Here is a 25,135-nt window from a genome sequence, read left to right as displayed (position 1 = left end):
TATCGATGGATTTTGATTTCGCTTTAATACTGGTAGCGCTGACGTTTGTATCGGGGCTTGTGTGGTTTTACGATAGGATCTCACTTAAACCTAAACGTGAAGCAAAACTAAGTGCGGCGGCTAATCAAGTTGAGGGTGAGCTGCCTGAATCGGTTCGAGCAGAGATTGAGCGTGAATCAGGCTGGGTTGATACAGGACGCTCCATGTTTCCCGTGCTACTTATTGTCTTAGTGCTACGTTCGTTTTTAGTTGAGCCTTTTCAAATTCCATCGGGTTCAATGTTGCCAACCTTAAAGATTGGTGATTTTATCTTAGTGAATAAATTCCATTATGGGTTACGTCTACCTGTATTGAATACTAAGATTGTTGATATCAATGAACCAGAACGCGGTGATGTGATTGTATTTAAGTATCCGGAAAAACCGTCGATTAACTATATTAAAAGGGTGGTTGGTTTACCGGGTGACGTGATTCGTTATCAGAATAAAACGCTTTTTATTAATAATGAGCCTCAGCCTCAAATTTTATTAGCTCAGCTGCCACCGAATCGTCCCGTTCAGCAGCTTCTGTTGGAAAACTTGGGAGGGGTAAAGCATGAGATCCATAAGGATCTGATGAGACCGTCTCAAAATATGGAATGGACAGTCCCTGCTAATCATTATTTTATGATGGGCGATAACCGAGATAATAGTAACGATAGCCGTTATTGGGGTTTTGTATCTGAAGACTTGCTGGTTGGTAAGGCATTCGCGGTATGGATGCATTGGCCGACTTTCTTGAGCTGGCCAAAATTTGGCGATGTTCGTGTGATTGAGTAATGGAATGGAGAATGGAATGAAACCTACTCGTAAGCAGCAAACCGGTGCATCATTTTTTTCAATATTGATCGTCTTATTGGTCGCAGGCTTTTTCTTTTCGGTTGCCTTTAAGTTGTACCCTGCTTATCTTGACTATAATACAGTCGATTCTGTATTAACTCAGGTGAGCACTGATAGAGATGAATTACAAAAAAGTATTGGTAGTTTGAAACTTGATATTGGTAAAAAGTTTCGTATCAACCAAGTGAAGTTACCCCATAAAGACTCCTTAGTGATTACTAAGAAAGAGGGCGTTATCCGTTTTGTCCTCGATTATGAAATACGCGTCCCTATGTTTTATAACGTTGACGCGATGGTTAAATTTGAAAAGCAATATGAAGCAATAGCACCTTGATAAAACCAGCATCTGAATTATCCCGTCGTATAGGCCATAGTTTTACTGATACGTCACTGTTCGAGTTAGCACTGACCCATCGTAGCTGCGGCAAGAAGAACAATGAACGTCTAGAGTTTTTAGGCGATTCTATTCTTAACTTTGTTATCGCTGATGATCTTTATCAGCGTTTCCCTAAGGCTAAAGAGGGTGAGCTTAGTCGCCTGCGCGCGCGTATGGTGAAAGGCGTTACTTTATCTGAAGTCGCTCGTGAATTGGATTTAGGGGATTATCTGCGCTTAGGCAGTGGTGAGCTAAAAAGTGGTGGCTATCGCCGCGACTCAATTTTAGCCGATGCCGTAGAAGCCATTATCGGTGCAATTTATCTTGATACCGACATGGACACTGCGCGTGGATTTATTTTGTCGTGGTTTAAAGAGCGACTGGATAAACTCGACCTTAATGAATCAATGAAAGATTCAAAAACACGGTTGCAGGAGTTTTTGCAATCGCGTCGTTTATCATTACCTGAATACGAATTAATTAACGTTGAAGGTGAGGCCCATGCACAAACATTTTATATTCAATGTAGTGTTGATGGCCTAAAGCAAGCTGCTAAAGGTGTAGGTAGTAGTCGTCGTCAGGCGGAACAAGAAGCAGCTAAAAATGCACTCATTCTCTTGCAGGTGGAAAAAAAAAATGGCTGAAGATCTAATGCACCTGTTGGATGAACCACAAAATCCGAATCAACGCTGCGGCTTTGTAGCGATTGTAGGGCGTCCAAATGTGGGTAAATCAACGTTGATGAACCATATATTGGGCCAAAAGCTGAGTATTACCTCACGTAAGCCCCAAACAACACGTCATCAAATTATGGGCATTAAAACAGAAGGCGATCTACAGATTGTCTATGTTGATACGCCGGGTTTACATAAAGATGAAGGTAAAAAGGCCCTTAACCGCTATATGAATAAAGCGGCGTCGGATGCGTTACGTGATGTGGACCTTGTCGTGTTTATTGTTGACCGTACTGCTTGGACTGAAGAAGATCAGTTGGTGTTAGATAAAGTTAAGCATGTGCGTTGCCCCGTTATTCTTGCGGTTAATAAAATTGATCAACTAAAAGATAAAACCTCTTTGCTTCCTCAAATGCAGTCCCATGCAGGGCGCATGGAATTTGCAGAGATGGTCCCTCTATCGGCGAAAGATGGTCATAATGTTGAGCAGTTAGAAGCACTGATCGCTAAACATATGCCAACCGGAATGCACCACTTCCCTGAAGACCAAGTGACAGATAAAAGCTCTCGCTTTATGGTGTCGGAGATGGTGCGTGAAAAGTTGATGCGTAATCTAGGCGACGAGATTCCTTATGGTACGACCGTTGAGATAGAAGAGTTTAAGTACGCTCAAAACGGTGTGCTGCATGTAAGTGCGTTAATTCTTGTAGAGCGTGATGGTCAAAAACGTATTGTGATTGGTGATAAAGGTTCGCGGATTAAAACGGTTGGTCGTGATGCGCGTTTAGATATGGAACGCATGTTTGACTGTAAGGTGATGCTAAACCTTTGGGTTAAAGTTCGTCGCGGTTGGGCTGATGATGAGCGAGCGTTACGTAGCTTAGGTTACGATAACAGCTAATTTGCGTTCAATATGAGTCACACGGATCAGCAGGCGGCTTATGTTCTTCATGGTCGCCCCTATCGCGATACTAGCCTCATCGTTGACTTTTTCACGTTAGAATATGGAAAAGTGTCTGCCGTTGTTCAGGGCGCCCGTCGTCCAAAATCTAAGCTTCGTGCATCTGTTCAGTCTTTCATTCCCGTACAAATTGCATGGCGTGGGCGGAATGAGTTAAAAACCATTACTCAAGCTGAACCGGTTGCAGCCATGATGTTTCTTAATGGCGATGCCTTATTATGTGGTTTGTATGTTAACGAACTGCTCTCGCGTACACTTCAGCCTTTTGATCCCCACCCCCAGCTTTATGTCTATTATCAGTATGTACTCAACGAGTTGGTTTCGGGAGAGGATATTGAGGGGGCTTTGCGTACCTTTGAACATCGCTTATTAGATGAGTTAGGCTACCTTCCTGAGTTGGGTAATCAGCTTGATGACCAGATCTATCTCTTAAATGTAGAACAGGGATTTGCTGCGTTAAGTGGTAGCGGCGTGAGTGACAAACAGAAGCCTTTCTGTTTTTATGGCTGGCAGTTAAATGCAATCTCAGATGATAATTATGAAAACCTCCAAGTGCGGCGTGCATCTAAGCGATTGATGCGTCTTTTGATAGACCGGGTTCTTGGACATCAACCTTTACGCAGTCGTGAGCTGTTTCAAAAAATGTAAGGAGCAAAACGTGATAGAGCCTTCCCGTCTTCTTTTGGGTGTAAATATTGATCATGTTGCGACGATTCGCCAGGCAAGAGGTACGCGTTACCCTGATACCGTTCAAGCGGCTGCATTAGCAGAGGAAGCGGGGGCTGATGGGATCACGATTCATCTACGTGAAGATCGTCGTCATATTCAAGACCGTGATGTGTTTTTGTTAAAAGAAACGCTGCAGACGCGGATGAATTTTGAGATGGCGGTTACCGATGAAATGGTCGCGATTGCTGAAAAAGTACAGCCCGCCCATTGCTGTTTAGTGCCTGAAAAGCGTGAAGAGTTGACGACTGAAGGCGGATTGGATGTCGTCGGTCAAGAGCAGAAAGTTAAAGCGGCCTGTGAGCGTTTAAGCGTAGCGGGGGTTGAGGTGTCTTTATTTATCGATCCTGATCCTGCACAGATTGATGCAACGATCCGTTGTGGTGCGCCGGTTATTGAGCTGCACACCGGGGCGTATGCTGATGCAGAGACATCGGTAGAGCAGGGGGCTGAACTGAAACGTATTCAAGTTGCAGCGGCTTACGCATATCAGAAAGGCTTAATCGTTAATGCAGGGCATGGTTTAAATTATCATAACGTTGAGCAGATCGCTGAAATTCCCGAAATGAATGAATTGAATATAGGCCATGGCATTATTGCCCGCGCTTTATTTGTCGGGATTAAAGAGGCGGTATCTGAAATGAAACAACAGATGCTACAAACCCAAGCGCGGATTCAGCCCTTAAGAGATGCGCTGCGCAAATGATCGCGGGTATAGGTACTGATATTCTCCAGATCAGCCGCTTACGAAAAGCGTGGGAGAATACCCCTAAGCTTGCGGAGAGAATTCTGACCCCAAAAGAGCTTGAGTGCTGTACTGCTGCGAATGATCCTGGGTTGTTTTTGGCTAAACATTTTGCGGCTAAAGAAGCGGTCTCAAAAGCATTAGGGACGGGGATCGGGCGTGGCGTCAGTTGGCAGCATATTGAGATTGCTAAAGATGAGTGGGGACGGCCGTTGGTTGCTTTAAGCGCCGGTGCGGCTGAGCGGGCGATGACGTTAAACGTTGAAAATATCCAGCTTAGCTACAGTGATGAGAAAGAGTATATTGTTGCCTTTGCGGTGGCTGAAGGCCTGTAATTCGACGGTATAGAGGAATAGCTACATGAGTAGAGTCTGTGTGATTACCGGTGGTTCCTTTGGTATAGGCCGAGCGGTTGTCGAGAGGTTTTTAGAGCAAGGTTATCAGGTGTTTAATCTTGATTTGAAACCAACTGATGTGGTCGAAGATCTGTCTACATATATTCAATGTGATGTTTCAGCGAGTGATCAAGTGACCCGCGCGGTTGCGCAGATAAAAGCAAGGGTAGGCCGCATTGATGTGCTAGTCTCTAATGCTGGCGTACATTTTTCGGCAACTCTTGAGGGGACGTCAGATACCGAGTTTGAGCGTGTGATGGGTATTAATGTAAAAGGTGCCTTCTATCTACTCAAAGCCGTGCTGCCAATGATGAAAGCACAGCGCTCTGGTTCGATTGTGCTTGTCGGATCTGATCAGTCTCTCGTCGCTAAAAAGAACGCCTTTGTTTATAACATGAGTAAGGCTGCGTTAGCCTCGATGGCTAAAACCACCGCGTTAGATTATGCCGCTTATGGTGTTCGGGCGAACATTGTTTGTCCTGGCACGATTGAAACCCCGTTGTATCATCAAGCTATTGATCGTTACTGCCAGCGCACGGGGGCTGATGCGGCTACTGTCCATGCTGACGAAGCGGCTCTTCAGCCTATAGGTCGCATTGGTCAGCCTGAAGAGGTTGCTGCATTGATCGCTTTTATTGCGAGCGATGAGGCTAAGTTTATTACCGGTAGTTTGCAGGTCATCGATGGCGGATATACGACACAGTGAAGCCGATCATTAGTTTAGGAGGGGGTTATGCTTAGAGTGATAGATCCTCATATTCATTTGATCGATTTGCAGCAGGGGCGTTATGACTGGCTGAAGGAGGTGCATGCGCCCCATTGGCCCGATAAAGCAAAGATTAGACGTGATTTTTCTGAAGCGGATTTAGTGCTGGAGACTTCCGCCGCGTTAGCCGGTTTTGTGCATATTGAGGCAGGCTTTGATAACGAGTCACCTTGGCGCGAGCTGGCATGGTTAGAGCGCCATTGTCAGCTACCCTTTAAAAGCGTGGCTTTCGCTGATCTAACCTCGACCGATTTTCCTGCGCAACTTGCCCGTTTGACTGCGTTTAGCTCGTTGGTAGGTATACGTTATATTCTGGATGAAAATGCAGGTGCTATTTTAGCAAACGAGTTAGTGCGCCAGCATTTAAGGTTGCTGTCTGAGCAAGGATTAATGTTTGAAGCGCAGCTCCCTTTAGCGGTTCCCTCTGCGGCGGATGCTTTGAATCAGGTCTTGTTATCGTTACCTAGGCTTAAGGTTGTTGTTAATCACTGTGGCTCCGCGGCTCAACTGTCAGAGCATTGGATGAACGGGATTATGCGATTAGCTCAGCACCCTGAATGTGCTATCAAATGCTCAGGTTGGGAGATGTTTGATGCGGCGTGGAGCCTTGATGAAATTAAGCCTATGGTGAGCTTTTTGATTGGCCAGTTTGGGCTACCCCGTGTCATGTTAGCGAGTAACTTTCCCGTTTCCGAGATGGCATGCAGTTACGCGGAGGTATGGTCCCGCTATCTCAATGAGATGGATTGGAGCCCGCGCGAGAAAGAGATGCTGGTTTATAAAAATGCGAAGCGTATCTATCAGTTTTCCTAAACAGAATAGGTAATAAAAAAGGCTCGGAGCACATGGCGCCGAGCCTTTTTTATTACACGTAAATGGCTTACTTAATTTCCATTCTCGGCGAACGCATCACTATCTCATCGTTAAGCTCAATACCTATCCCCGGTGCTTCTGATACCTGGAAGAAACCGTCTACAGGTTGAGGATCCTGAATACATAGTTCACGGTTCCATTTCTTAATGGCATAGGTGTGGTGTTCATGGATTAAGAAGTTTGGAATGGCTGTTTCCAGGTGCAGTGAAGCCGCTGTCGCTACGGGGCCGCCGCATACATGTGCTTGAATGCGCACGTCATAGACATCAGCATAATCACATACTTTTTTCGTTTCAGTAAAACCGCCACATAAACCGATATCCGGCTGTAATACATCGACACTTTGGTCTTCTAAGTAAGGGCGGACACCCCAGCGATTATATAAACGTTCGCCGCCTGCGATAGGGACATTTACCTTGTCGGCAACCCGTTTATGAAGTTCTGAGTTTAAGTAATTAACGGGTTCTTCAAAATACATGCAGCGGGCTTCTTCAACGATTTCACCTAATTGGATCGCCGTTGATGCGCCAGGTAGGCTGTGGCATTCAAAAATAATATCGCCATCATCTCCCATGACTTCGCGTATCGCCATCAGGCGGTCGCGGAACATTTTCATATCTTGATGACTGAATAGCTTAGTGCGGTCGAAATGGGTTTCCCCTTTTGCATCGTACATAATGGGGTCGACTTTAACCGCATCATAACCGTCAGCCAACGCTTTCTCAGCGGCTTTGGCATAATCTTCTGGATCGGTTAAACGTGCGAACTCCTCATCCCAGTCAAACTGTAACTGGCTGGCATACGTGCGTAGCTTATCATTTACTTTGCCGCCCAATAGTTGATAAACCGGAACGCCAAGGGCTTTCCCTTTAATATCCCAAAGAGCGGTATCTATTGCGCTCATGGCAGAATAGATAATCGGTCCGCCACCGAGTCCCCAAAAACTACCGCGTAGCATTAAGTTCCATAGATCTTCGGTTTGAAAGGGGTCGCGTCCGATCAACATCTCTTCGGCAAACTCTTTTATCATATGGGCGGCGGCGCTGTGACCGAGGTCATATGCTAAACCCGCTTCACCTACGCCACTAATGCCTTCATCGGTATGAATACGAATAAAAACAGGGTTCCATACAGGGCGGTCAGGACAGTGGATATCAAAAATTTCTACGCGATTAATTTTCATTAGGTAACCTTTTTAACCAATCCAAGGAGGATCGTTGTCTGTATTTATTATGCTAACTTACGATGCGAATGCGGGATCCAGTCGATAGGCCTTGCGCAACATTGCGGGCCACGATTTCTGTCCGCCGGTTGAACCTGAATGAACAACATTGGCTTGTTTTGATATACCTTCAACGATGTTAGCCGCAATAGGAATGGCTTTTGCACCGGTGGCTTGGATCATTAACTGTATTTCACATGCCCGTTGTAGGTCATACATGCGCATAAAAGCATCGCCGACGGTTGGTCCGACAGTGAGCGCACCATGGTTAGGTAGTAATAAGTGGTTGTGGCTCCCTATATCGTCCTGTAGGCGCTTTTTCTCTTCAGGGTTTACCGCTAAGCCTTCATAGCTATGGTGCCCTAGTGATGAAAGAGAGAAGCAGGAATACTGGGATAGCGGCAATAGACCTTCTTCGAGTGTCGAAACGGCAATGGTTTCGTTTGTATGGAGGTGAATGACACAATGGGCATCGTGACGCACTTCATGTACTGCACTGTGGATTGTAAAGCCCGCCGGATTAATATCAAAAGGGGTGTCATCTAGTATATTGCCGGCTAGGTCTACCTTAACGAGATTGGAGGCGGTGACCTCATCAAAGCTCAGGCCAAATGCATTCACTAGATAGTGATCCGTATTAGGGACTTTTGCGGAGATATGGGTGTAAATCAGATCGTCCCAGCCGAATGCTTCTACTAAGCGGTAGCATGCAGCCAAGTCTACTCGAGCTTCCCACTCTTCTGACGATACTGCGTTTTTAAGATCTAATGTAGGTGCTTTAAACATTATGCCCCCTAGAGTTGTTTATGCCGGGCTATTCAGCTTTTTAAAATGGAGAGAGCAGGAATTATACAGAGAATTTCAAAAAGCGTTGATAGGAAATCAGTTATTTATTTCTTAATAAGAATTATTTACATTTGGCTCAATATTGTTGATAATGGTTCTCATTAATATTTATGTTTTTAAGGAGGTTACTGTGAATGCGCGTACTGTAAAAGCCAGTGTTGAGTTTCCATTAATCGCACTAGCGGGTGCTGGGTTATTGGGATTGATGTTTTTATTTGTCTTGAGCTAGGTGGACATCGCTTTACGTTGTCACTGTGTATATGCTTTTTGTTATTTGCGCTAAGAGGATTCCCGTGTTCTGCTCAGTCAAAGGGCGTATTTCACCTACCTACCGATTAAATTGATCCCTAGTAAGTTTCTTATGATGAGCGGCTCGGTTGCTATTGTTAGGCAATCGGTTTAGACGGCCTTGGCCATCTAAACATTGCCCTTAAGGAATAGGCGATTTTGCCTACGTCTTGCTATTAGATGCCACAACCTCCCATACCCCGTTTCTCTAAGTATTTTTGATGGTACTCCTCAGCGGACCAAAAAGTCTCAGCGGGCACTATCTTTGTCACAATTTTGTCAGGTAGCACGCCGCTATTGTCGAGCTGGGTTTTACTGAGTTCAGCCAAGGTTTTTTGTTCATCATCATGGTAAAAGATGGCGGAGCGGTATTGGGTTCCCACATCGGGCCCTTGACGGTTTAATGTTGTCGGGTTGTGGACTGCCCAGAACGCTTTTAATAACGCCTCATAACTTATCACCTCTGGGTTGAACGCTAGTTGCACGACCTCGGCATGATTTGTATCGCCGCGACAGACGTCTTGATACGTTGGGTGAGTGTTATCGCCACCCATATAGCCAACGGCCGTCGTTACCACCCCTGGTAGTTTGGAAAACTGTAGCTCTACTCCCCAAAAACAGCCCGCTGCGAATGTTGCAATCTTCATATCCTATTCCTCCTATTGGTGGCGAAGCCTTAACAATACTCTAATTTGTTTTAATTATTTCAGTAATAAAAAGTTCATATTTGGTGCAGTGCAATAATCGTTGTGCGCTATATTGGTGCCTCCGTGATTGAGTGATCTCTTATTTATCTGGTTATATTGTGGCTTTTGTTGGTTAATATATTGTTTTTAAAGCATTTTTTTTTATTGGCACACGCTGTGCTTTATTGAGTGCAGATTAAAGAATTTCATTTTGTCCTAGGGGGAATTATTAATGATGAAATCTACTATGAAAACCTTGATTGCTGCAGGTCTTTTATCTGCTTCTGTTATGGCTGAAGCTGGTCTGTCTGCTAACATCGGCGCAATGAGCGATTACTACTTCCGTGGTACTGATCAGGGCGTTAACGGCGCAAGCATGATGGGTGGCCTGGATTATGACGCAGAAAACGGTATCTCTGTAGGTACGTGGGCTGCTTCATTGAACAATGGTGAGCTAGAGGTTGATGTTTACGGTGGTTATGCTGGTGAAGTTGAAGACTTCTCTTACTATGTTGGTTATACCGGTTTCCTATATACCGAAGATGGCGCGACTGATTTTCATGAGATCAACTTTAACCTTGGTTACGGTCCTGTAAGCCTAGAGTATACAGTTGGTACTGAAGATACGTCTGGTGGCACACCTGAGCAAGACTATACGTTTTTAGCGCTTACTGGTGAATACGAAGGTGCTTACCTTACATACGGTTCATTTGGTAACGATTACGATGGCGACTACTGGGAAATCGGTTATGGCGCTACTTATGAAGGTCTAGATATGGGCGTTGCTTATATCGATCCTGATAGCCAGATCGGTAGTGAAGAAACAATCAGCTTCTACATTAGTAAGTCTTTCGACTTCTAAGTTTTGATCCTTGTTTGATGTTACATACTAGTATTAAGCCCGTCATTTGACGGGCTTTTTTTATGTAATTTTTAACGATAAAAAAACCGCGATAGTCGCGGTTTTTTTTGTGGTTGCTGAAGCGTTAGTTTACCAGTGCATCGAGTTTTTGCTTAAGTACACCTTGTACTTGGCCTGGGTTCGCTTTACCTTGAGATGCTTTCATTACTTGCCCCATGAAGAAGCCGATCATCTTGCCGCGTTTATCAGGTTCAGCGTTAACATATTGCTCAACTTGTGGTGTATTGTTGGCGATGACCTCATCAACAATCTGCTCTATTGCGCCGCTGTCTGTAACTTGCTTAAGGCCTTTTGATTCGATGATCTCATCGGCGCTTCCACCTTCTGACCACATTACTTCAAATACTTGCTTGGCAATTTTGCCTGAAATAGTATCGTCTTTTATGCGCATCAATAAACCGCCTAGCTGTTCTGCGCTAACCGGGCTGTTGGTGATATCTATATCGTGCTGGTTTAGGAGCTTGGATAGCTCGCCCATGACCCAGTTTGCTGCAAGTTTTGCATCTTTGGCCGTTTTTGCAATAACCTCGAAGTAAGCTGCCATATTATGATCTGCAGACAGAACCATGGCGTCATATTCGCTGAGTTTATACTCCTCAATGAAGCGTGCTTTGCGCGCATCAGGTAACTCGGGCAAGGTTTGACGTATCGCATCGATATAATCATCATCAATGACGATAGGTAAGAGGTCTGGACAGGGGAAGTAGCGATAGTCGTTTGCTTCCTCCTTCGAGCGCATAGAGCGCGTCTCATTTTTGTCAGCATCATACAGGCGTGTTGCTTGTATTACGCGGCCGCCGTCTTCGATGAGATCAATTTGGCGCTCAATTTCACCAACAATGGCCTTCTCAATAAAGCGGAATGAGTTGATGTTTTTAGTTTCGGTGCGCGTGCCGTACTCTTCCTGTCCTTTAGGACGTACTGAAACGTTACAGTCACAACGGAATGAGCCTTCAGACATGTTGCCGTCACAGATGCCAAGGCTTGTAACAAGTGAGTGCACTTTGCGAACGTAGGCGACTGCTTCTTCCGCGCTGCGCATATCCGGTTCAGATACAATCTCTAATAGCGGTGTGCCTGCACGGTTAAGGTCGATCCCTGTCATGCCGGGGAACTCGTCGTGCAGTGATTTACCCGCATCTTCCTCTAAGTGGGCACGTGTTACGCCAATGCGCTTTGTTGTGCCATCTTCTAATGTGATATCAATGTGACCAATACCGACAATAGGGTGAAACAGTTGGCTGGTTTGATAGCCCTTAGGAAGGTCGGGATAAAAATAGTTTTTGCGATCAAAGACTGATTTTCGCCCAATCTCAGCATCAACGGCGAGGCCAAACTTTACGGCCATTCTTAATGCTTCTTCATTAAATGCAGGGAGAGTGCCGGGTAATGCAAGATCGACCGCGCACGCTTGTGTATTAGGTTCGGCGCCAAACGCTGTGCTGGCACCGGAAAAGATTTTGGATTTTGTGGCTAGTTGGGCGTGAATTTCTAGCCCGATTACCGCTTCCCATTCCATAATAATTAACCTCTCAGATGCCTTGTGGTGACTGTTTATGCCAATCAGTTGCTAGTTGGAACTGGTGAGCAACATTCAATAGTTTTTGTTCGGCAAAATAGTCGCCAATGATTTGTAACCCAGTGGGCAGACCATCAACGGTGCCGCATGGGATAGACATGCCCGGAAGGCCTGCTAGGTTGAGAGAGAGTGTAAAAATATCTTCCATGTACATTGCGACAGGGTCAGATGATTTTTCGCCTATCTTAAAGGCAGGGTGAGGTGTTGTCGGGCCCATAATAACGTCGACTTCACTCAGCACCTTGGTAAAGTCATCGCGAATAAGGCGACGAATCTGTTGAGCTTTATTGTAATAAGCATCATAAAAGCCTTCAGATAGGGCGTAAGCGCCCACCAATATTCTGCGTTTTACTTCAGGTCCAAAGCCTTCGCCCCGTGAACGCTTGTATAGATCTTCTAAGTCTACAGGGTCTTCGCAGCGATAGCCGTAACGCACACCATCAAAGCGAGATAGGTTTGAGGACGCTTCTGCTGGCGCAATAATGTAGTACGCTGGGATAGAGAGCGCGGTGTTCGGTAAGCTAACTTCTTTAACCGTTGCGCCGAGTTTTTCAAACTCTTTGATGGCTGCTTGGGTTTGTGCTGCGATATCTGCGTTGATATCACCGCTGAAGAACTCTTTAGGCAGGCCGATGCGTAAACCATCAAGGGGTTTGGTTAGGTCGGCTGTGTAATCGGGCACGTCGCGATCTGCTGACGTAGAGTCGCGTTTATCAAAGCCTGCCATGACATTTAACATCAGGGCGGCATCTTCCGCTGTTTTGGTCATTGGGCCACCTTGGTCCAATGATGATGCAAAGGCGATCATGCCGTAACGTGAAACGCGGCCGTATGTGGGCTTTAAGCCGGTAATGCCGCAAAGGGCTGCCGGCTGACGAATTGAACCGCCGGTATCAGAGCCTGTCGCTGCGGGTGTTAATTGGGCTGAGACGGCTGCTGCCGATCCACCTGATGATCCACCTGGTACGCAATCGGTATTCCAAGGGTTTTTGCAGGGACCGTAAAAGCTGCTTTCATTGGAGGAGCCCATAGCGAACTCATCCATGTTGGTTTTGCCTAACGTTACGGCACCGGCTTGATTGAACTTATCGACCACTGTTGCGTTATAAGGGGAGATAAAGTTATCCAGCATTTTGGATGCGCAACTGGTGCGAACGCCTTGAGTACAAAAAATATCTTTGTGGGCGATGGGTAGGCCGGTAAAGGTGCCTGCGTCGCCTGCCGCGATGAGACTATCCGCTGCTGCGGCTTGCTCAAGCGCTAGGTCATCGGTGACTGAGATAAAGCTATTGTACTTTGTATCTTCGGCCTTTATACGTGCAAGGTAGGCTTGCGTTAGTTCAACGCTGCTGAATTGGCCTGTTTTTAGCCCTGCGGCTAATTCGGCGAGGGTTTTGTCAAACATGAAAATCGTATCCTTTAAATGTGTTCCAAATGAATGGGGGGAGGTTTAACTGCGACCCTATTCAATGACTTTTGGAACGAGGAACAGGCCGTTTTCAACGGCGGGAGCGACCGATTGTAGAAGTTCACGCTGGTTTTCTTCGGTGACAAGGTCACTGCGAAGACGTTGTACAGCGTCAAGGGGATGCGCCATAGGTAACACATTGGTTGTATCAATGGCTTGCATCTGGTCAACCAGGTCTAAAATGTTTGACAAATTTTGCGCGTATTCAGGAGCGTCTTGTTCTTCAATTTGAAGTCGCGCCAGATGGGCGATTTTGTCCACATCAGTGCGGTCCAGAGACATAATTTACTCTCACTTTTTGAGGTGTTGCCAATGAAAATGGCAAAGGAAAAAAATAAAGGCATACGTTATCATATTGGTGCTGTATCCTGAAGGATAAATAAGTAAGTTATTTAAGTAGTTTTACTTATTTACGCCTTGCTCAAAACGCGTGCCATTGTTAGAGTTACGTGTTTTCAGGATATAGCGGCTATACCTGCAGGATTTCTTAGGACTCCCTTTACATGTTAAAGAAAATTCGTGGTCTTTTTTCCAGTGATTTGTCTATAGACCTAGGCACAGCAAACACACTGATTTACGTTCGTGATAAGGATATCGTTCTTGATGAGCCTTCTGTTGTTGCGATACGGCAGACAGGTAATCAAAAGTCTGTCGCTGCGGTCGGTGCTGACGCGAAGCGAATGTTAGGCCGAACTCCTGGTTCAATTACAGCTATCCGTCCGATGAAGGATGGCGTTATTGCAGATTTCCATGTAACGGAAAAAATGCTGCAATATTTTATTAGTAAAGTTCATGACACTAATTTCCTTACGCCGAGCCCGCGTGTACTTGTCTGTGTTCCATGCAAATCGACACAGGTAGAACGTCGTGCGATTAAAGAATCGGCTATGGGCGCGGGTGCGCGAGAAGTCTATTTAATCGATGAACCTATGGCTGCGGCTATCGGAGCAGGTTTACCTGTGGACGAAGCGAGCGGTTCTATGGTGGTCGATATAGGTGGTGGTACCACTGAGATCGCAGTGATCTCCTTAAACGGGATTGTTTATGCAGATTCTGTTCGTTTAGGCGGCGACCGTTTTGACGAGTATATCGTTACTTATGTACGTCGTAATTACGGTAGCTTGATTGGTGATTCAACCGCTGAGCGCATTAAGCAAGAGATCGGTACAGCCTACCCTTCATCCGAGATGCATGAAATCGATGTCCGTGGTCGTAACCTCGCTGAAGGTATTCCTCGTAGCTTTACCTTAAACAGCAATGAGATTCTCGAAGCGTTACAAGAGCCGTTATCTGCAATAGTTCAGGCAGTTAAAAGCGCGCTAGAGCAGTGTCCCCCTGAGTTGGCCTCGGATATTGCGGAACGCGGTATTGTCTTAACCGGTGGTGGGGCGTTGTTACGAAATATTGACCGTCTGATTAGTGAAGAAACCGGTTTACCCGTTATTGTCGCAGAAGATCCTCTTACCTGCGTAGCGCGTGGTGGTGGTCGTGCATTAGAGATGCTCGATAAACATGGTTTTGAGCTGGTAAGTCATGACTAACTTATGCCAGATGTCACTACTGTTTTAATCTTTTTGTCCCGCCTCCTATGTGCGAGAACTCGCCAGGAGGTGGGGTATTAAATCTATTTTTCGCGGACGATCTTCCGGTCGTCGGTTTTTTATCCTCCTTGTTATTGCGTTTGCGCTTATGGTTGCGGATCTCTATTCCGCAAAAGTAAGGGAAAGTCGCGCCTATCTGTCTCTCTTATTAACGCCTCTACAATGGGTTGTCGATGTACCTAGCCGGTTTGCGGGTGAGGTCTCGGATATTGTGGTGGACCGGAGCCTGTTGGTAAAAGAGAACGCCAAGCTTAAGTCTGAAGCGTTACTACTTGAGCGCAAAGTTCAGCAGAATGATGCACTTTGGCTTGAAAATAATCGACTACGCCAGCTGCTAAAAGGCAGTCAGCGGGTTGATGAAGCGGTTGAATTGGTTGAGCTTATCGGGGTTAACCCTGATCCATTTCAGCATCAGGTTATTATCAATCGCGGCAGTGAAAATAATGTTGTGTTAGGTCAGCCGATTCTTGATGCAGGTGGAGTGATGGGGCAGGTCACCGAGATCTCCTATTATACCAGTCGTGTCATGTTGATTACGGATGCTCGACACGCATTACCTGTCGAAATTAACCGTAATGGGTTTCGAACAATTGCTATAGGTAAAGGTGAGCTGGATGAGCTCGAGTTAGATCATGTACCTGATACCGCAGATATTCAGGAAAATGATTTGGTCATTACGTCTGGCTTAGGTGGGCGTTTTCCGCGTGGTTACCCCGTTGCCGTGGTTTCTGAAGTGATACGAGATCCCGGCCAGCAGTTTGCGCGGGTGCGTATTAAGCCAACAGCGTTGCTGGATAAGTCGAGGCACCTGTTACTGGTAAATATGCCTGAGAGTAAAGTGATACCTTTTGAGGAGGTAAAGTGAACGCTGGCGCCCCAACGCCTTCAGGGGGTGGCGGGCTGATTATTTTAGCCACATTTCTTGTCGGTTTGATGTTGAGCCAGATACCGCTGCCTTATTTTGTCGAGTGGGCACGACCTGAATGGGTTGCCATGATCTTGATCTATTGGGTGATGGCGCTACCGCATCGTGTCGGTATGGGCGTTGCTTTTTTCCTAGGGCTGTTTCTTGATGTCATTAAGGGGAGTGTACTCGGTCTGAATGCGCTTTCGTTAACGATTATCGCCTTTCTAACATTATTACTCCATCAGCGGTTACGTATGTTTCCTGTTGTACAGCAGGCACTTATGGTTATGGTGCTTGTTGGGATTAATCAATTGTTATTTCACTGGATGCAAGCCTTTACTGGTTACACCGGTGATAATCTAATTTTCCTCCTACCTTGTCTTGTGAGTGCTGTATTATGGCCATGGTTGTTCGTGGTCTTACGCGGCATTCGTCGTTTATTCCGGATTAAATAATATTTGAGGCACTAAGGTGAAACTAGTACTTGCTTCTGCTTCTCCAAGACGAAAAGAGTTATTGGCGCAGATCGGAGTTCGGTTTGACGTGAACGCTGTTGATATTTGTGAAGATGTTTTACCGGGCGAATCTCCTGTTCCTTATGTTACGCGCGTTGCTTTAGCGAAGGCTGAAGCGGGTTATGCTTTAGCGAAGCCGCAACAAGTTGTCTTAGGGGCGGACACCACGGTTATTTTAGATGGTAATATTATTGGCAAGCCGCAAAATCAAGCGGATGCTGTTAATATGTTAATGAGTTTGTCAGGCCGTACCCATCAAGTGATTACAGCAGTTGCTTTAGTCGGTAGCGAACAAACCCATAGTTTTGTGGTCACAACTGATGTGACGTTTAGAACCCTTTCTCGAGAAGAGTGTGAATTGTATTGGGCGACGGGAGAACCGGCAGATAAAGCAGGTTCCTATGGGATTCAAGGTTTGGGTGCCATATTTGTTGACCATATCAACGGTAGTTATTCTTCTGTTGTAGGCTTACCTTTATCGGAAACGGCTGAATTATTAAAAGTGGCAGATATAGAGATCTGGCATACAGAAGAGATGTAAGGAACTGTCATGGGCGAAGAGATCTTAATCAACTTCACACCAATGGAAACCCGGGTGGCTGTTATTGAAAACGGTATGCCACAAGAGGTTTACATCGAGCGAGTGCATCGTCGCGGTATCGTTGGGAATATTTATCAAGGTAAGGTTGTTCGTGTGTTGCCTGGCATGCAGGCTGCTTTTGTCGATATAGGGCTTGAGCGTGCTGCTTTTATTCATGTCGAAGAAGTTCTTAGCCAAAATGCGACGCCAGAAGAGAAAAGTAATGCATCGATTGCATTAGTGTTGCGAGAAGGGCAATCGCTTCTAGTCCAGGTGACGAAAGATCCTATCGGTACTAAAGGGGCGCGTCTTACCACGCACTTGTCTTTACCGTCTCGGTATTTAGTGTGTATGCCTGGCAATGATCATATTGGCGTTTCCCAGCGAATCGAAGATGTTGAAGAGCGTGATCGACTGCGTGGAATAGTGCAAAGCTTGTCACAAACTGACGGTGAGGAGCCTACCGGCTTTATTTTACGTACCGTTGCAGAAGGTACGGCTGAAGCTGAGTTAGCGCAGGATATTCAGTTCTTACGGCGCTTGTGGGAATCTATCAAAGTCAAAATCAAATCAGCCAAAGCCCCCAGTGTTATCTATGAGGACCTGCCGCTTAATATGCGTGCCCTACGTGATATGGCGCATGCGGGTTTAGAAAAAATTCGTATCGATTCCCGAGAAACATTCCAGAAAGCACAAGATTTTGTTGATGCGTTGGTGCCTGAAGTGGCGGGTAAGTTGGAATACTATCCGGGCGAGCGGCCGATCTTTGATCTGTTTAATGTAGAAGAAGAGATACAAAAGGCGCTAGGGCGTAAAGTTGAGCTGAAATCCGGTGGTTATCTGATTTTTGATCAAACTGAGGCGATGACAACGGTTGATATCAATACCGGTGCCTTTGTTGGGCATAGGAACCTCGAAGAGACTATATTTAAAACGAATCTCGAGGCCGCTACGGCCATAGGTCGTCAACTACGCTTGCGTAACTTAGGGGGCATCATCATTATCGATTTTATTGATATGGAAGACCCCGATCATCAACGACAGGTTTTAAGAACCCTCGAGCGGGTGTTAGAAAAAGACCACGCTAAGTGCAAGCTGACGGGCGTGTCCGACTTAGGCCTTGTTGAGATGACGCGTAAACGTACACGTGAGAGCCTCGAACAGGTTTTATGTGATATTTGTGTTGAATGCCAAGGGCGAGGCTCGATTAAAACGCCCGAAACGGTTTGTTATGAGATTTTCCGTGAAATACTAAGACAGCACCGTGCTTACGATACTGATAGTTACCTTGTATTGGCGGCGCAGGCGGTTGTTGATTATCTGCTGGATGATGCATCGAATCATGTGGCGGAGCTCGAATCCTTTATCAATAAAACTATCCGCTTCCAGGTTGAGCCTATGTATAACGCGGAAAGTTTTGATGTTGTTTTACGTTAATAGGTACCCTTTGTGAAACGCCAAGCACATTCAGTACTGTGGTTTCTTTATTGGTTGCTTGCTTTTTTGTGCGCACTGTTGGCTTGTGCCAGTCTTGCCGTGAAAGTGCTGGTGGACGATATCAACCTGTATCGTCAGGATATTGAAACCTTTCTTTCGTCCCAGCTTAATGCAAAGGTACATATCGTAGATATTCAGGGGCGTTGGGAGGATTGGCAGCCGTCTATATCTATTGAAGGGCTTTCAATCGACGGCCTGAAAGGTCAGCCAGAGCTCTCGTTTGCGTTGATGCGGGGGGATGTTAAGTTTGATCCCGCTGAGTCAATACGCGCTTTCACTTTTATCTTTTCTCAACTCGACCTTGATGGCATGACCTTAAGGTACGACCTTTCTCAAACCGGTGTTGACGCTGAGCAAGCGATTAAAGCGGCCAATGATAATGTCGCTTCCCTCGAAACAGAGACATCCCAGGGTGGTTTTTTAACCTTCTTATTGCAGCAAAGCTCCATCAATATGAGTGGGACGCGGATTGTGTTGCAGCCAAGGTATGGGGATGCGGTGTCGGTCGCGCCAATCCAGTTGAGCCTTCAACATGATGGGGTCATGCATCAATTAAAAATAGAGGCGGATCTTGTGTCTACCTCTGCCCGCTCTTCCATTAAATTTTTAGCCGAAGTGGAAGGGAATCCCGCGAAAAAAGCGGTTGATTTCTATCTTAAGTTTGAGGGGATTGATGAGCAACTACTTAACCCGTGGCTTAAGCTGGCTGATCTCCAATTAGACAGTTTAAATGCGGCACAGGAGGTGTGGGGGCAATCTTACCGTGGTCGTTTAACCTACCTAACAGGTAGGACCTTAATTAAAAACTTCAAATACCAAGCGTATGAGTTAGAGCAGTTGACTGTCCAGACTGCATTACATCGTCGAGACCGAGGCTATCAGCTGCAAGTTACTGATTTTCAAATCGGTAGTGAGCAGAGCGGTATTGATATACCGAAGATTAGTTTAGATTTTGAGCGCGATGGGACGCGTATTCACCCGCGCCGTTTAATGGTTGATAAGATCGAGCTGGCATCAACATTCGAATGGCTGTTAAAGCAGCCGTTTATGACGGATGACGTAGCGTCGACGCTTAACACTGTCTCGCCGATTGGGACAGTGAAAAATATTTTGGTTTCTTGGCCTGAAACCACTGAGCTAGAGAGCTTTGAACTGGCCGCTGATTTGGCCGATGTCGGAATTAATGCGTGGACCGATGTCCCCGAAATCAAAGGGATTAATGGCTTACTTAGGCTCAACCAAGCCGGAGGCGAAATCCATTTAACGAGCCACGATTTTTTGATGCACTATCCCACATTGTTTGATCATGCGTGGTCCTATAATGATGCGAAAGGTGTGATTGGCTGGCGGTTTGAAGATCAAGGCGTTGTGGTTGCTTCGCAACTGTTAAATTTGGCGAATAGTGATCTATCGGCCGCGGGTCGTTTCAGTCTTTACCTACCATTTAACCCAGATGAGCAGCCTCTACTCAATTTGCAGATCGGTTTACAAGGTACGGATGGTTTACAAGCCAAATATTACATACCACCAAAAGAGGTGGGGCCTGAAACCTATCAATGGTTAGTGCAAGCGATCCAAAAGGGCGAGGTTAAACGTGCCGGTTTTGTTTTAAATGGTGTGACTCGAGCACGGCTGCCCGATTACCAGCTCCCTGTTGTTCAGTTGTTTTTCGATCTAGAGGATGCTTCGTTTGAATATCAGCCCGGTTGGCCTGCGATTAAAAAGGCAAACAGCTTTATTTATTTCCGTAATGGTGAGCTGATTGCGGAAGCGACGAACGGAAATATTTATGACTCAGCGTTAGATTTTGCTTGGGTTCACCTGCCTCAAACCACTGATAAGTTATTGATAGCGGGTTCCGTGAGCGGTGATGCGACTGACCTGCAGCGTCTATTAACTGAAAGTGAGTTAAAGAAAGAGGTTGGTGATGACTTTAATGATTGGGCGATGTCTGGCTCCGTGAGCACATTGGTCGATCTTAATTTACCTTTAAGCGGTAAGGCTGCGCCTAAGGTGTTGGTGACGTCGAACATTAAGCAGGGCCGCTTTCAATCGGTTAAAGATAAAATAGATTTCAGCCAGATCAAGGGTGACGTTAGTTATGATGCCAGTTTAGGGCTATCCTCAGGCCCGCTTAAGGCTAAGTTATTTGAACAGCCGATTAGTGCGCGCATCTCTACGCGCCTGATGTCAAATAAGGTTAAGAAAACTGAAGTTAATATGGATAGCAGCATTAGTGCTGACTACCTACGGACATGGTTAGATGCTGACGCCTTGTCGTTATTGAAAGGACAGGTTGATTACCATGCACGTTTAGATCTTTGCCCCGGTAAAGTTTGTAACCAGCTGGTGGTTACGAGTGATTTAATCGGCGTGGAGATCAACGCTTTTCCACCGTTGAGTAAAACAAAATCTCAGACAATGCCTTTAACGGTGGTCAGTGATTTAGGTCTGACTTATGCGGATGATCGCAGTGTTGTGCGTTTGAATTTAGCGGACCAGCTACGGGGCGCGCTAGTGAGTGATAGCAAAGGGCTTGAACGCGCTAGATTTAGCCTTGGTGGTGCTAAACCGGAGATTCCAGATGAGGCGGGTATATGGGTTGATGGGAAGCTTGACGCTGTCGACTATGCTGAAATCGAACGTTTTATCGCGGCTCTTGGGTCTAATAACCAAGCATCTGCGAAAAAAAGTAGTGGTTTAACGGATACTAAGCTCAAACAGGTTGATCTTTTATTGTCTCGTTTTAGTGCGGGGAGCTTTGATCTAAACGACGTATTGATATCATTGAAACCGGAGCCTTCCGGTTGGATGTTGAATGCTCAGAGTGCACTGCTCTTGGGGCAATTATGGCTGCCTGATGATGCGAATTTGCCTTATAAGGTTGAGTTGCAGCAGCTCACGCTTAATAACGATGATTCCGAAGCGAAGTCGGATAGTGACATCATACCGGACGTGATTGATATTGATCCTCAGTCGATCCCTTCCGTCGATTTCTCCATCGCTAAGTTGTTGATGGGTGACAAAAAATTAGGACAGTGGAGTTTTAAATTACGTCCATACGATAATGATGTGCGTATTGAAGATATTAAGGGCGTCATCAAGGGGGCTGAGGTACTAGGTCAGCTACGTTGGGTTACGGGCAGTACACCTTTCTCTGACCTGACGCTTAAACTGAATGGTAAAAACTTTAATGAAGTCCTGACGTCATTGGATGTGACTGGGATCGAAATGAAAAGCTTGGATTCCTACTTGCAGCTTACATGGAGTAACGCGCCTTGGGCATTTGAATTAGGGCATGCGGATGGTGAGTTGCAGTTTACCGCTAAGCAGGGGCGTATTCTAGATGTTGGTAAATCGGGAAATATTTTGCGGGTTTTTGGCATTTTAAATCTGCAATCTTTAGGTCGCCGTTTACGCTTAGATTTTACTGATTTGGTTGAAAGTGGGGTGGCGTTCGATGAGATGAAGGCCAGCTATACGATTAAAAAAGGTATCGCTTATACCTCCTCGCCTTTTGTTATGACAGGCCCTTCGGCGAATATGGTCATGAAGGGGAGCTTAGACTTAGTTAATGAAACGGTGGATAAAGATATTGAAGTTGCCTTGCCGGTCACCGGTAGTATTCCTCTGGTGAGTGTGCTCTTGGGTGCCCCTCAAGTGGCGGGCGCTGTGTTTTTGTTTGATAAGCTTATAGGTGACCCGCTGGCTAAGTTCACCACCGTTAAATACCACTTATCTGGCGATTGGGGCGACCCCTCTATTGTGATTGATGATGGTAAGGCCACTAAGCCAGCGAACAAAACGGTACCGTCGGTTATGGATAATGATCATGGTTAAGGTTGCAGTGGCTCAGATGGTTTCGGGTGAAGTGTTAGCTGATAATCTGGCGACTGTCGCGCTGTTGGCGCAAGAGGCTGCGGCCGCATCTGTCTCGTTGCTTCTTCTGCCTGAAAACTTTGCTCTGTTGGACTCCAAAGCGCTTATCTCCTTAGCTGAAGAGGAGGCACGTGCCGGTATTATCCAGAAGACGATTTCTGATCTGGCAAAACAATATGGCCTATGGATTATCGCAGGCAGTGTCCCGCTGTTATCACCGTCTGGCACAAAAGTTTACGCCAGTTGTTTAGTGTTTGATCAGGCGGGCGTTCAAGTGGGCCGGTACGATAAGGTGCATCTGTTTGATGTCGATGTGGATGATGCACATAGTAGTTATCGCGAATCTGATTTTATTGAAGCCGGCAAGCAACCTGTCGTTGTCGAAAGCCCTTTTGGTAGGATTGGGTTGTCTATCTGCTATGACGTGCGCTTTCCTGAACATTACCAAAAGCTTAGAGCGCTGGGTGCGGACATTATAGTGGTGCCGTCAGCCTTTACCTATGTGACTGGTGAGGCGCACTGGGAGGTGTTGTTACGTGCACGGGCCATTGAAACCCAGTGTTATGTATTAGCTGCCAATCAAGGGGGTAAACACTCAGAGACGCGTTCTAGCTGGGGTCACAGTATGGTTGTGGATCCGTGGGGGGATGTTTTGGCGTTAAAAACGTTGATGGGTAGTGGGTTAGTGTTGGCTGAGATTGATATGGCTACACTGCATAAACGACGTAAAGCGATGCCGGTTATGCAGCATAGAGCGCAGGCAGGGTTCTAAGCGCCCGCCACTTCGCGCAGGTATTTGAACAGTTTTCTAGCCGCTGCAGGTGGTTTTTCGAGCGATAACTCTTTTTTAGCATTTCTAATCAGCTGACGCAGGTGCTGTACATCTGCACTTGGGTTTTCATCGATATAGCTTTGAAGCGCCTGATTATCTTCACTAATAAGGCGATCCCTCCAACGTTCCAGTTTATGGAATGTTTGGGTATGTGCTTGTTGTCCCGCTTCATATAAGCCTAAATCATGTTCAATTTTATCCGTATCTTCGGTACGCATGATCTTGCCGATATATTGCAAATGCCTTTTTTGAGCTCCGTTGGATTTAATACGGTGGAACTCTTCAATGGCTAAATGCAGACGGTCATCCAGCTTCATTTTTGCAAGCTGCTCTTTATTCAGCTTAGTTAGGCGCGCCCCTAGTGTTTGTAGGGCATGCATTTGGCGCTTTGCTTCTGTTTTGCTTAACTCCTCATCATCATTGAGAGGCATGTTTGAAAATTTACTGTTATCGCTCATGAGTGTTCTCAGGCATAAAAGATGGTGGCTAACCCTAAAAAGGCAAAGAAGCCTACCACATCCGTGATGGTTGTTAATAGGACGCTTCCAGCTAAGGCGGGATCGATACCCATAGATTTTAACACTATAGGCAGTAAGGTGCCTGATATAGCACCTACAACTAAATTAATGATGATCGCAAGTGCGATAATAATGCCTAGGTTTATATCTTGAAACCAGACGGTCGCGACCACGGCAATGACTGCCGCCCAAAGGAGGCCATTTAATACACCAACGATAACCTCTCGGTTTAATAGCCAGCGGGCGTTCGAGCGTTCAACATGCCCGAGTGCTTGGCCACGAATTACCAGGGTTAAGGTTTGTGAGCCTGCGATGCCGCCCATGGAGGCAACGATCGGCATCAGTACGGCGAGGGCAACCACTTTATCAATGGTTGCTTCGAATAAGCCGATTACTGCCGAGGCAATAAATGCGGTGAGTAAGTTGATACCTAACCAGACTGCGCGGCGACGGGTGGTTTTCATTACTGGAGCGAAGGTATCTTCGTCTTCGTCCAAACCGGCCATGCTCATTAAGGAGTGATCGGCATCTTCCCTGATAACGTCAACCACGTCATCAATGGTGATACGACCAACAAGTTTGCCCTGATCATCAACCACGGGGGCTGAAACGAGGTCATGCTCTTCGAATAAGGCGGCTACTTGGTCATCAGGCATCTGTGCATTAATTGCTTTGATGCCGGTGTTCATGATCTCCCTGATCGTGATTGAGGGATCAGACACTAAGAGTTTGGTGAGTGGTAAAAGGCCGATATAGGAATCTTTACGGCTCACGACGATAAGACTGTCGGTCATCTCGGGTATTTCGTCGTGGCGTCGAATATAACGCAATGCAGTTTCAACGCTAATGTCTGGTCGGATAGTGGTGGTATCCGTATTCATCAAGCCGCCGGCTGTATCTTCTGGATACGACAATAGCTTTTCGACACGTCGAAGGTTCTGTTTGTCCATGATGCGCAGGGTTTCTTTCATAACCCTGTTTGGTAGCTGTTGAAGCACATCGACCATATCATCTGAATCAAGTGATTCAGTTAGCGCTAAAACCTCTTCCGTATTCATTCGACTTAAAATATCCGCTTGGATATCGTCATTTAAATGCTGAAGAACTTCGGCTTCTAGCTCATGGGCAACTAGATTCCACAGGATTTGGCGCTCTTTTGGTGGCGATTTTTCAATTAAACGAGCCACTTCTGTTGGTCGCAAGGTGCTATTAAGCGTAAAGCGAATTTGGCGAAACTCACCACTATCTAAAGCATCGTTTAGCTTATCAAAATGTGATTTTGTTTCTTCAACGGCCATGGTGTTATCGCTTATGGGCTTTGCTAGACCTTCTATTATAAGTAGAAGCGTAAATAGAGTGTAATACTTTGATTATAACGGACGTTGAAGGGATCGCCCTAAG

The 25,135-nt window shown here is 46.0% G+C and carries 25 protein-coding genes; 17 read left to right on the top strand and 8 right to left on the bottom strand.

The window, feature by feature from the left end:
• Nucleotides 1–5 precede the first annotated feature (5 nt).
• Genes lepB through A3773_RS02470 form a run of 9 tightly spaced genes read left to right on the top strand, consistent with a single transcriptional unit; the run spans nt 6 to nt 6,334 of the window.
• Nucleotides 6–818: a signal peptidase I gene (gene lepB / locus A3773_RS02510; RefSeq protein ID WP_067982613.1), complete on the top strand. Its 813-nt coding sequence runs from the start codon at nt 6–8 to the stop codon at nt 816–818.
• Between the two features lie 16 nt (nt 819–834).
• Nucleotides 835–1,212 carry a DUF4845 domain-containing protein gene (locus A3773_RS02505; RefSeq protein ID WP_067982611.1) on the top strand — a complete coding sequence of 126 codons (378 nt, stop codon included), beginning with the start codon at nt 835–837 and terminating at the stop codon, nt 1,210–1,212.
• Entirely contained in the window at nt 1,209–1,898 is a 690-nt protein-coding gene (gene rnc / locus A3773_RS02500) for a ribonuclease III (protein WP_067982608.1), read from the top strand. Before A3773_RS02505 ends, rnc begins: the two co-directional genes overlap by 4 nt.
• On the top strand, nt 1,891–2,829 hold the full coding sequence (era, locus tag A3773_RS02495) for a GTPase Era (RefSeq protein WP_067982605.1): 939 nt from the start codon (nt 1,891–1,893) through the stop codon (nt 2,827–2,829). The genes rnc and era overlap by 8 nt, the downstream gene beginning before the upstream one ends.
• Nucleotides 2,830–2,841: 12 nt before the next feature.
• Nucleotides 2,842–3,537, top strand: a complete 696-nt coding sequence (gene recO, locus A3773_RS02490; protein WP_067982602.1) for a DNA repair protein RecO — start codon at nt 2,842–2,844, stop codon at nt 3,535–3,537.
• Between the two features lie 13 nt (nt 3,538–3,550).
• Nucleotides 3,551–4,321: a pyridoxine 5'-phosphate synthase gene (gene pdxJ, locus A3773_RS02485; RefSeq protein WP_197462715.1), complete on the top strand. Its 771-nt coding sequence runs from the start codon at nt 3,551–3,553 to the stop codon at nt 4,319–4,321.
• Complete coding sequence (gene acpS / locus A3773_RS02480) at nt 4,318–4,695, top strand: holo-ACP synthase (RefSeq protein WP_067982597.1); 378 nt, start codon at nt 4,318–4,320, stop codon at nt 4,693–4,695. Before pdxJ ends, acpS begins: the two co-directional genes overlap by 4 nt.
• Before the next feature lie 25 nt (nt 4,696–4,720).
• Complete coding sequence (locus A3773_RS02475; protein WP_067982594.1) at nt 4,721–5,461, top strand: SDR family NAD(P)-dependent oxidoreductase; 741 nt, start codon at nt 4,721–4,723, stop codon at nt 5,459–5,461.
• A 27-nt stretch (nt 5,462–5,488) separates the two neighbouring features.
• Nucleotides 5,489–6,334, top strand: coding sequence for an amidohydrolase family protein (locus A3773_RS02470; RefSeq protein WP_067982591.1), 846 nt, complete (start codon nt 5,489–5,491; stop codon nt 6,332–6,334).
• 67 nt (nt 6,335–6,401) lie between these two features.
• On the opposite strand, the gene A3773_RS02465 is transcribed toward A3773_RS02470, so the two are convergent.
• The 3 genes from A3773_RS02465 to msrA all read right to left on the bottom strand — a co-directional run bounded on the left by A3773_RS02465 (nt 6,402) and on the right by msrA (nt 9,397).
• Nucleotides 6,402–7,577 (bottom strand): mandelate racemase/muconate lactonizing enzyme family protein, encoded by a 1,176-nt coding sequence (locus A3773_RS02465; RefSeq protein WP_067982587.1) that lies wholly within the window; start codon nt 7,575–7,577, stop codon nt 6,402–6,404.
• 57 nt (nt 7,578–7,634) lie between these two features.
• On the bottom strand, nt 7,635–8,402 hold the full coding sequence (locus A3773_RS02460) for a class II aldolase/adducin family protein (RefSeq protein ID WP_067982584.1): 768 nt from the start codon (nt 8,400–8,402) through the stop codon (nt 7,635–7,637).
• Between the two features lie 524 nt (nt 8,403–8,926).
• The gene (gene msrA, locus A3773_RS02455; RefSeq protein WP_067982580.1) at nt 8,927–9,397 is read right to left on the bottom strand and encodes a peptide-methionine (S)-S-oxide reductase MsrA; all 471 of its coding nucleotides are present in this window, start codon (nt 9,395–9,397) and stop codon (nt 8,927–8,929) included.
• Between the two features lie 271 nt (nt 9,398–9,668).
• Here msrA and A3773_RS02450 point away from each other — a divergent pair, with 271 nt between their 5' ends.
• The gene (locus A3773_RS02450; protein WP_067982577.1) at nt 9,669–10,298 is read left to right on the top strand and encodes a TorF family putative porin; all 630 of its coding nucleotides are present in this window, start codon (nt 9,669–9,671) and stop codon (nt 10,296–10,298) included.
• A 124-nt stretch (nt 10,299–10,422) separates the two neighbouring features.
• On the opposite strand, the gene gatB is transcribed toward A3773_RS02450, so the two are convergent.
• The 3 genes from gatB to gatC are packed head-to-tail and all read right to left on the bottom strand — an operon-like array spanning nt 10,423 to nt 13,687.
• The gene (gene gatB, locus A3773_RS02445; RefSeq protein WP_067982575.1) at nt 10,423–11,877 is read right to left on the bottom strand and encodes an Asp-tRNA(Asn)/Glu-tRNA(Gln) amidotransferase subunit GatB; all 1,455 of its coding nucleotides are present in this window, start codon (nt 11,875–11,877) and stop codon (nt 10,423–10,425) included.
• Nucleotides 11,878–11,890: 13 nt separating this feature from the next.
• Entirely contained in the window at nt 11,891–13,342 is a 1,452-nt protein-coding gene (gatA, locus tag A3773_RS02440) for an Asp-tRNA(Asn)/Glu-tRNA(Gln) amidotransferase subunit GatA (protein WP_067982573.1), read from the bottom strand.
• 57 nt (nt 13,343–13,399) lie between these two features.
• Nucleotides 13,400–13,687, bottom strand: a complete 288-nt coding sequence (gene gatC / locus A3773_RS02435) for an Asp-tRNA(Asn)/Glu-tRNA(Gln) amidotransferase subunit GatC (RefSeq protein WP_067982570.1) — start codon at nt 13,685–13,687, stop codon at nt 13,400–13,402.
• Between the two features lie 221 nt (nt 13,688–13,908).
• On the opposite strand from gatC, the gene A3773_RS02430 reads away from it, so the two are divergent.
• From A3773_RS02430 to A3773_RS02400, 7 genes are read left to right on the top strand one after another with little or no spacing between them, the layout of a single operon-like run.
• Entirely contained in the window at nt 13,909–14,946 is a 1,038-nt protein-coding gene (locus tag A3773_RS02430; protein WP_067982568.1) for a rod shape-determining protein, read from the top strand.
• A gap of 49 nt (nt 14,947–14,995) precedes the next feature.
• Entirely contained in the window at nt 14,996–15,871 is an 876-nt protein-coding gene (gene mreC / locus A3773_RS02425) for a rod shape-determining protein MreC (RefSeq protein WP_231902116.1), read from the top strand.
• Entirely contained in the window at nt 15,868–16,368 is a 501-nt protein-coding gene (mreD, locus tag A3773_RS02420) for a rod shape-determining protein MreD (RefSeq protein WP_067982560.1), read from the top strand. The genes mreC and mreD overlap by 4 nt, the downstream gene beginning before the upstream one ends.
• Before the next feature lie 16 nt (nt 16,369–16,384).
• Nucleotides 16,385–16,969, top strand: coding sequence for a Maf family protein (locus A3773_RS02415; protein WP_067982557.1), 585 nt, complete (start codon nt 16,385–16,387; stop codon nt 16,967–16,969).
• 9 nt (nt 16,970–16,978) lie between these two features.
• The gene (gene rng, locus A3773_RS02410) at nt 16,979–18,445 is read left to right on the top strand and encodes a ribonuclease G (RefSeq protein ID WP_067982555.1); all 1,467 of its coding nucleotides are present in this window, start codon (nt 16,979–16,981) and stop codon (nt 18,443–18,445) included.
• 12 nt (nt 18,446–18,457) lie between these two features.
• On the top strand, nt 18,458–22,345 hold the full coding sequence (locus A3773_RS02405) for a YhdP family protein (protein ID WP_067982553.1): 3,888 nt from the start codon (nt 18,458–18,460) through the stop codon (nt 22,343–22,345).
• Nucleotides 22,338–23,156 (top strand): carbon-nitrogen hydrolase family protein, encoded by an 819-nt coding sequence (locus tag A3773_RS02400; protein ID WP_231902115.1) that lies wholly within the window; start codon nt 22,338–22,340, stop codon nt 23,154–23,156. The genes A3773_RS02405 and A3773_RS02400 overlap by 8 nt, the downstream gene beginning before the upstream one ends.
• Here A3773_RS02400 and yjgA read toward each other — a convergent pair.
• Complete coding sequence (yjgA, locus tag A3773_RS02395) at nt 23,153–23,674, bottom strand: ribosome biogenesis factor YjgA (RefSeq protein WP_067982546.1); 522 nt, start codon at nt 23,672–23,674, stop codon at nt 23,153–23,155. The two genes, A3773_RS02400 and yjgA, sit on opposite strands and share 4 nt — an antisense overlap.
• Nucleotides 23,675–23,682: 8 nt before the next feature.
• Nucleotides 23,683–25,032, bottom strand: a complete 1,350-nt coding sequence (gene mgtE, locus A3773_RS02390) for a magnesium transporter (RefSeq protein ID WP_067982543.1) — start codon at nt 25,030–25,032, stop codon at nt 23,683–23,685.
• Between the last annotated feature and the right edge of the window lie 103 nt (nt 25,033–25,135).

The sequence above is a fragment of the Neptuniibacter pectenicola genome, from assembly GCF_001597735.1.
GTDB classification, from domain to species: Bacteria; Pseudomonadota; Gammaproteobacteria; order Pseudomonadales; family Balneatricaceae; genus Neptuniibacter; species Neptuniibacter pectenicola.
The sequence above is the reverse complement of the archived record's forward strand: the minus strand, read 5'-3'. Positions and strand labels throughout refer to the sequence as shown.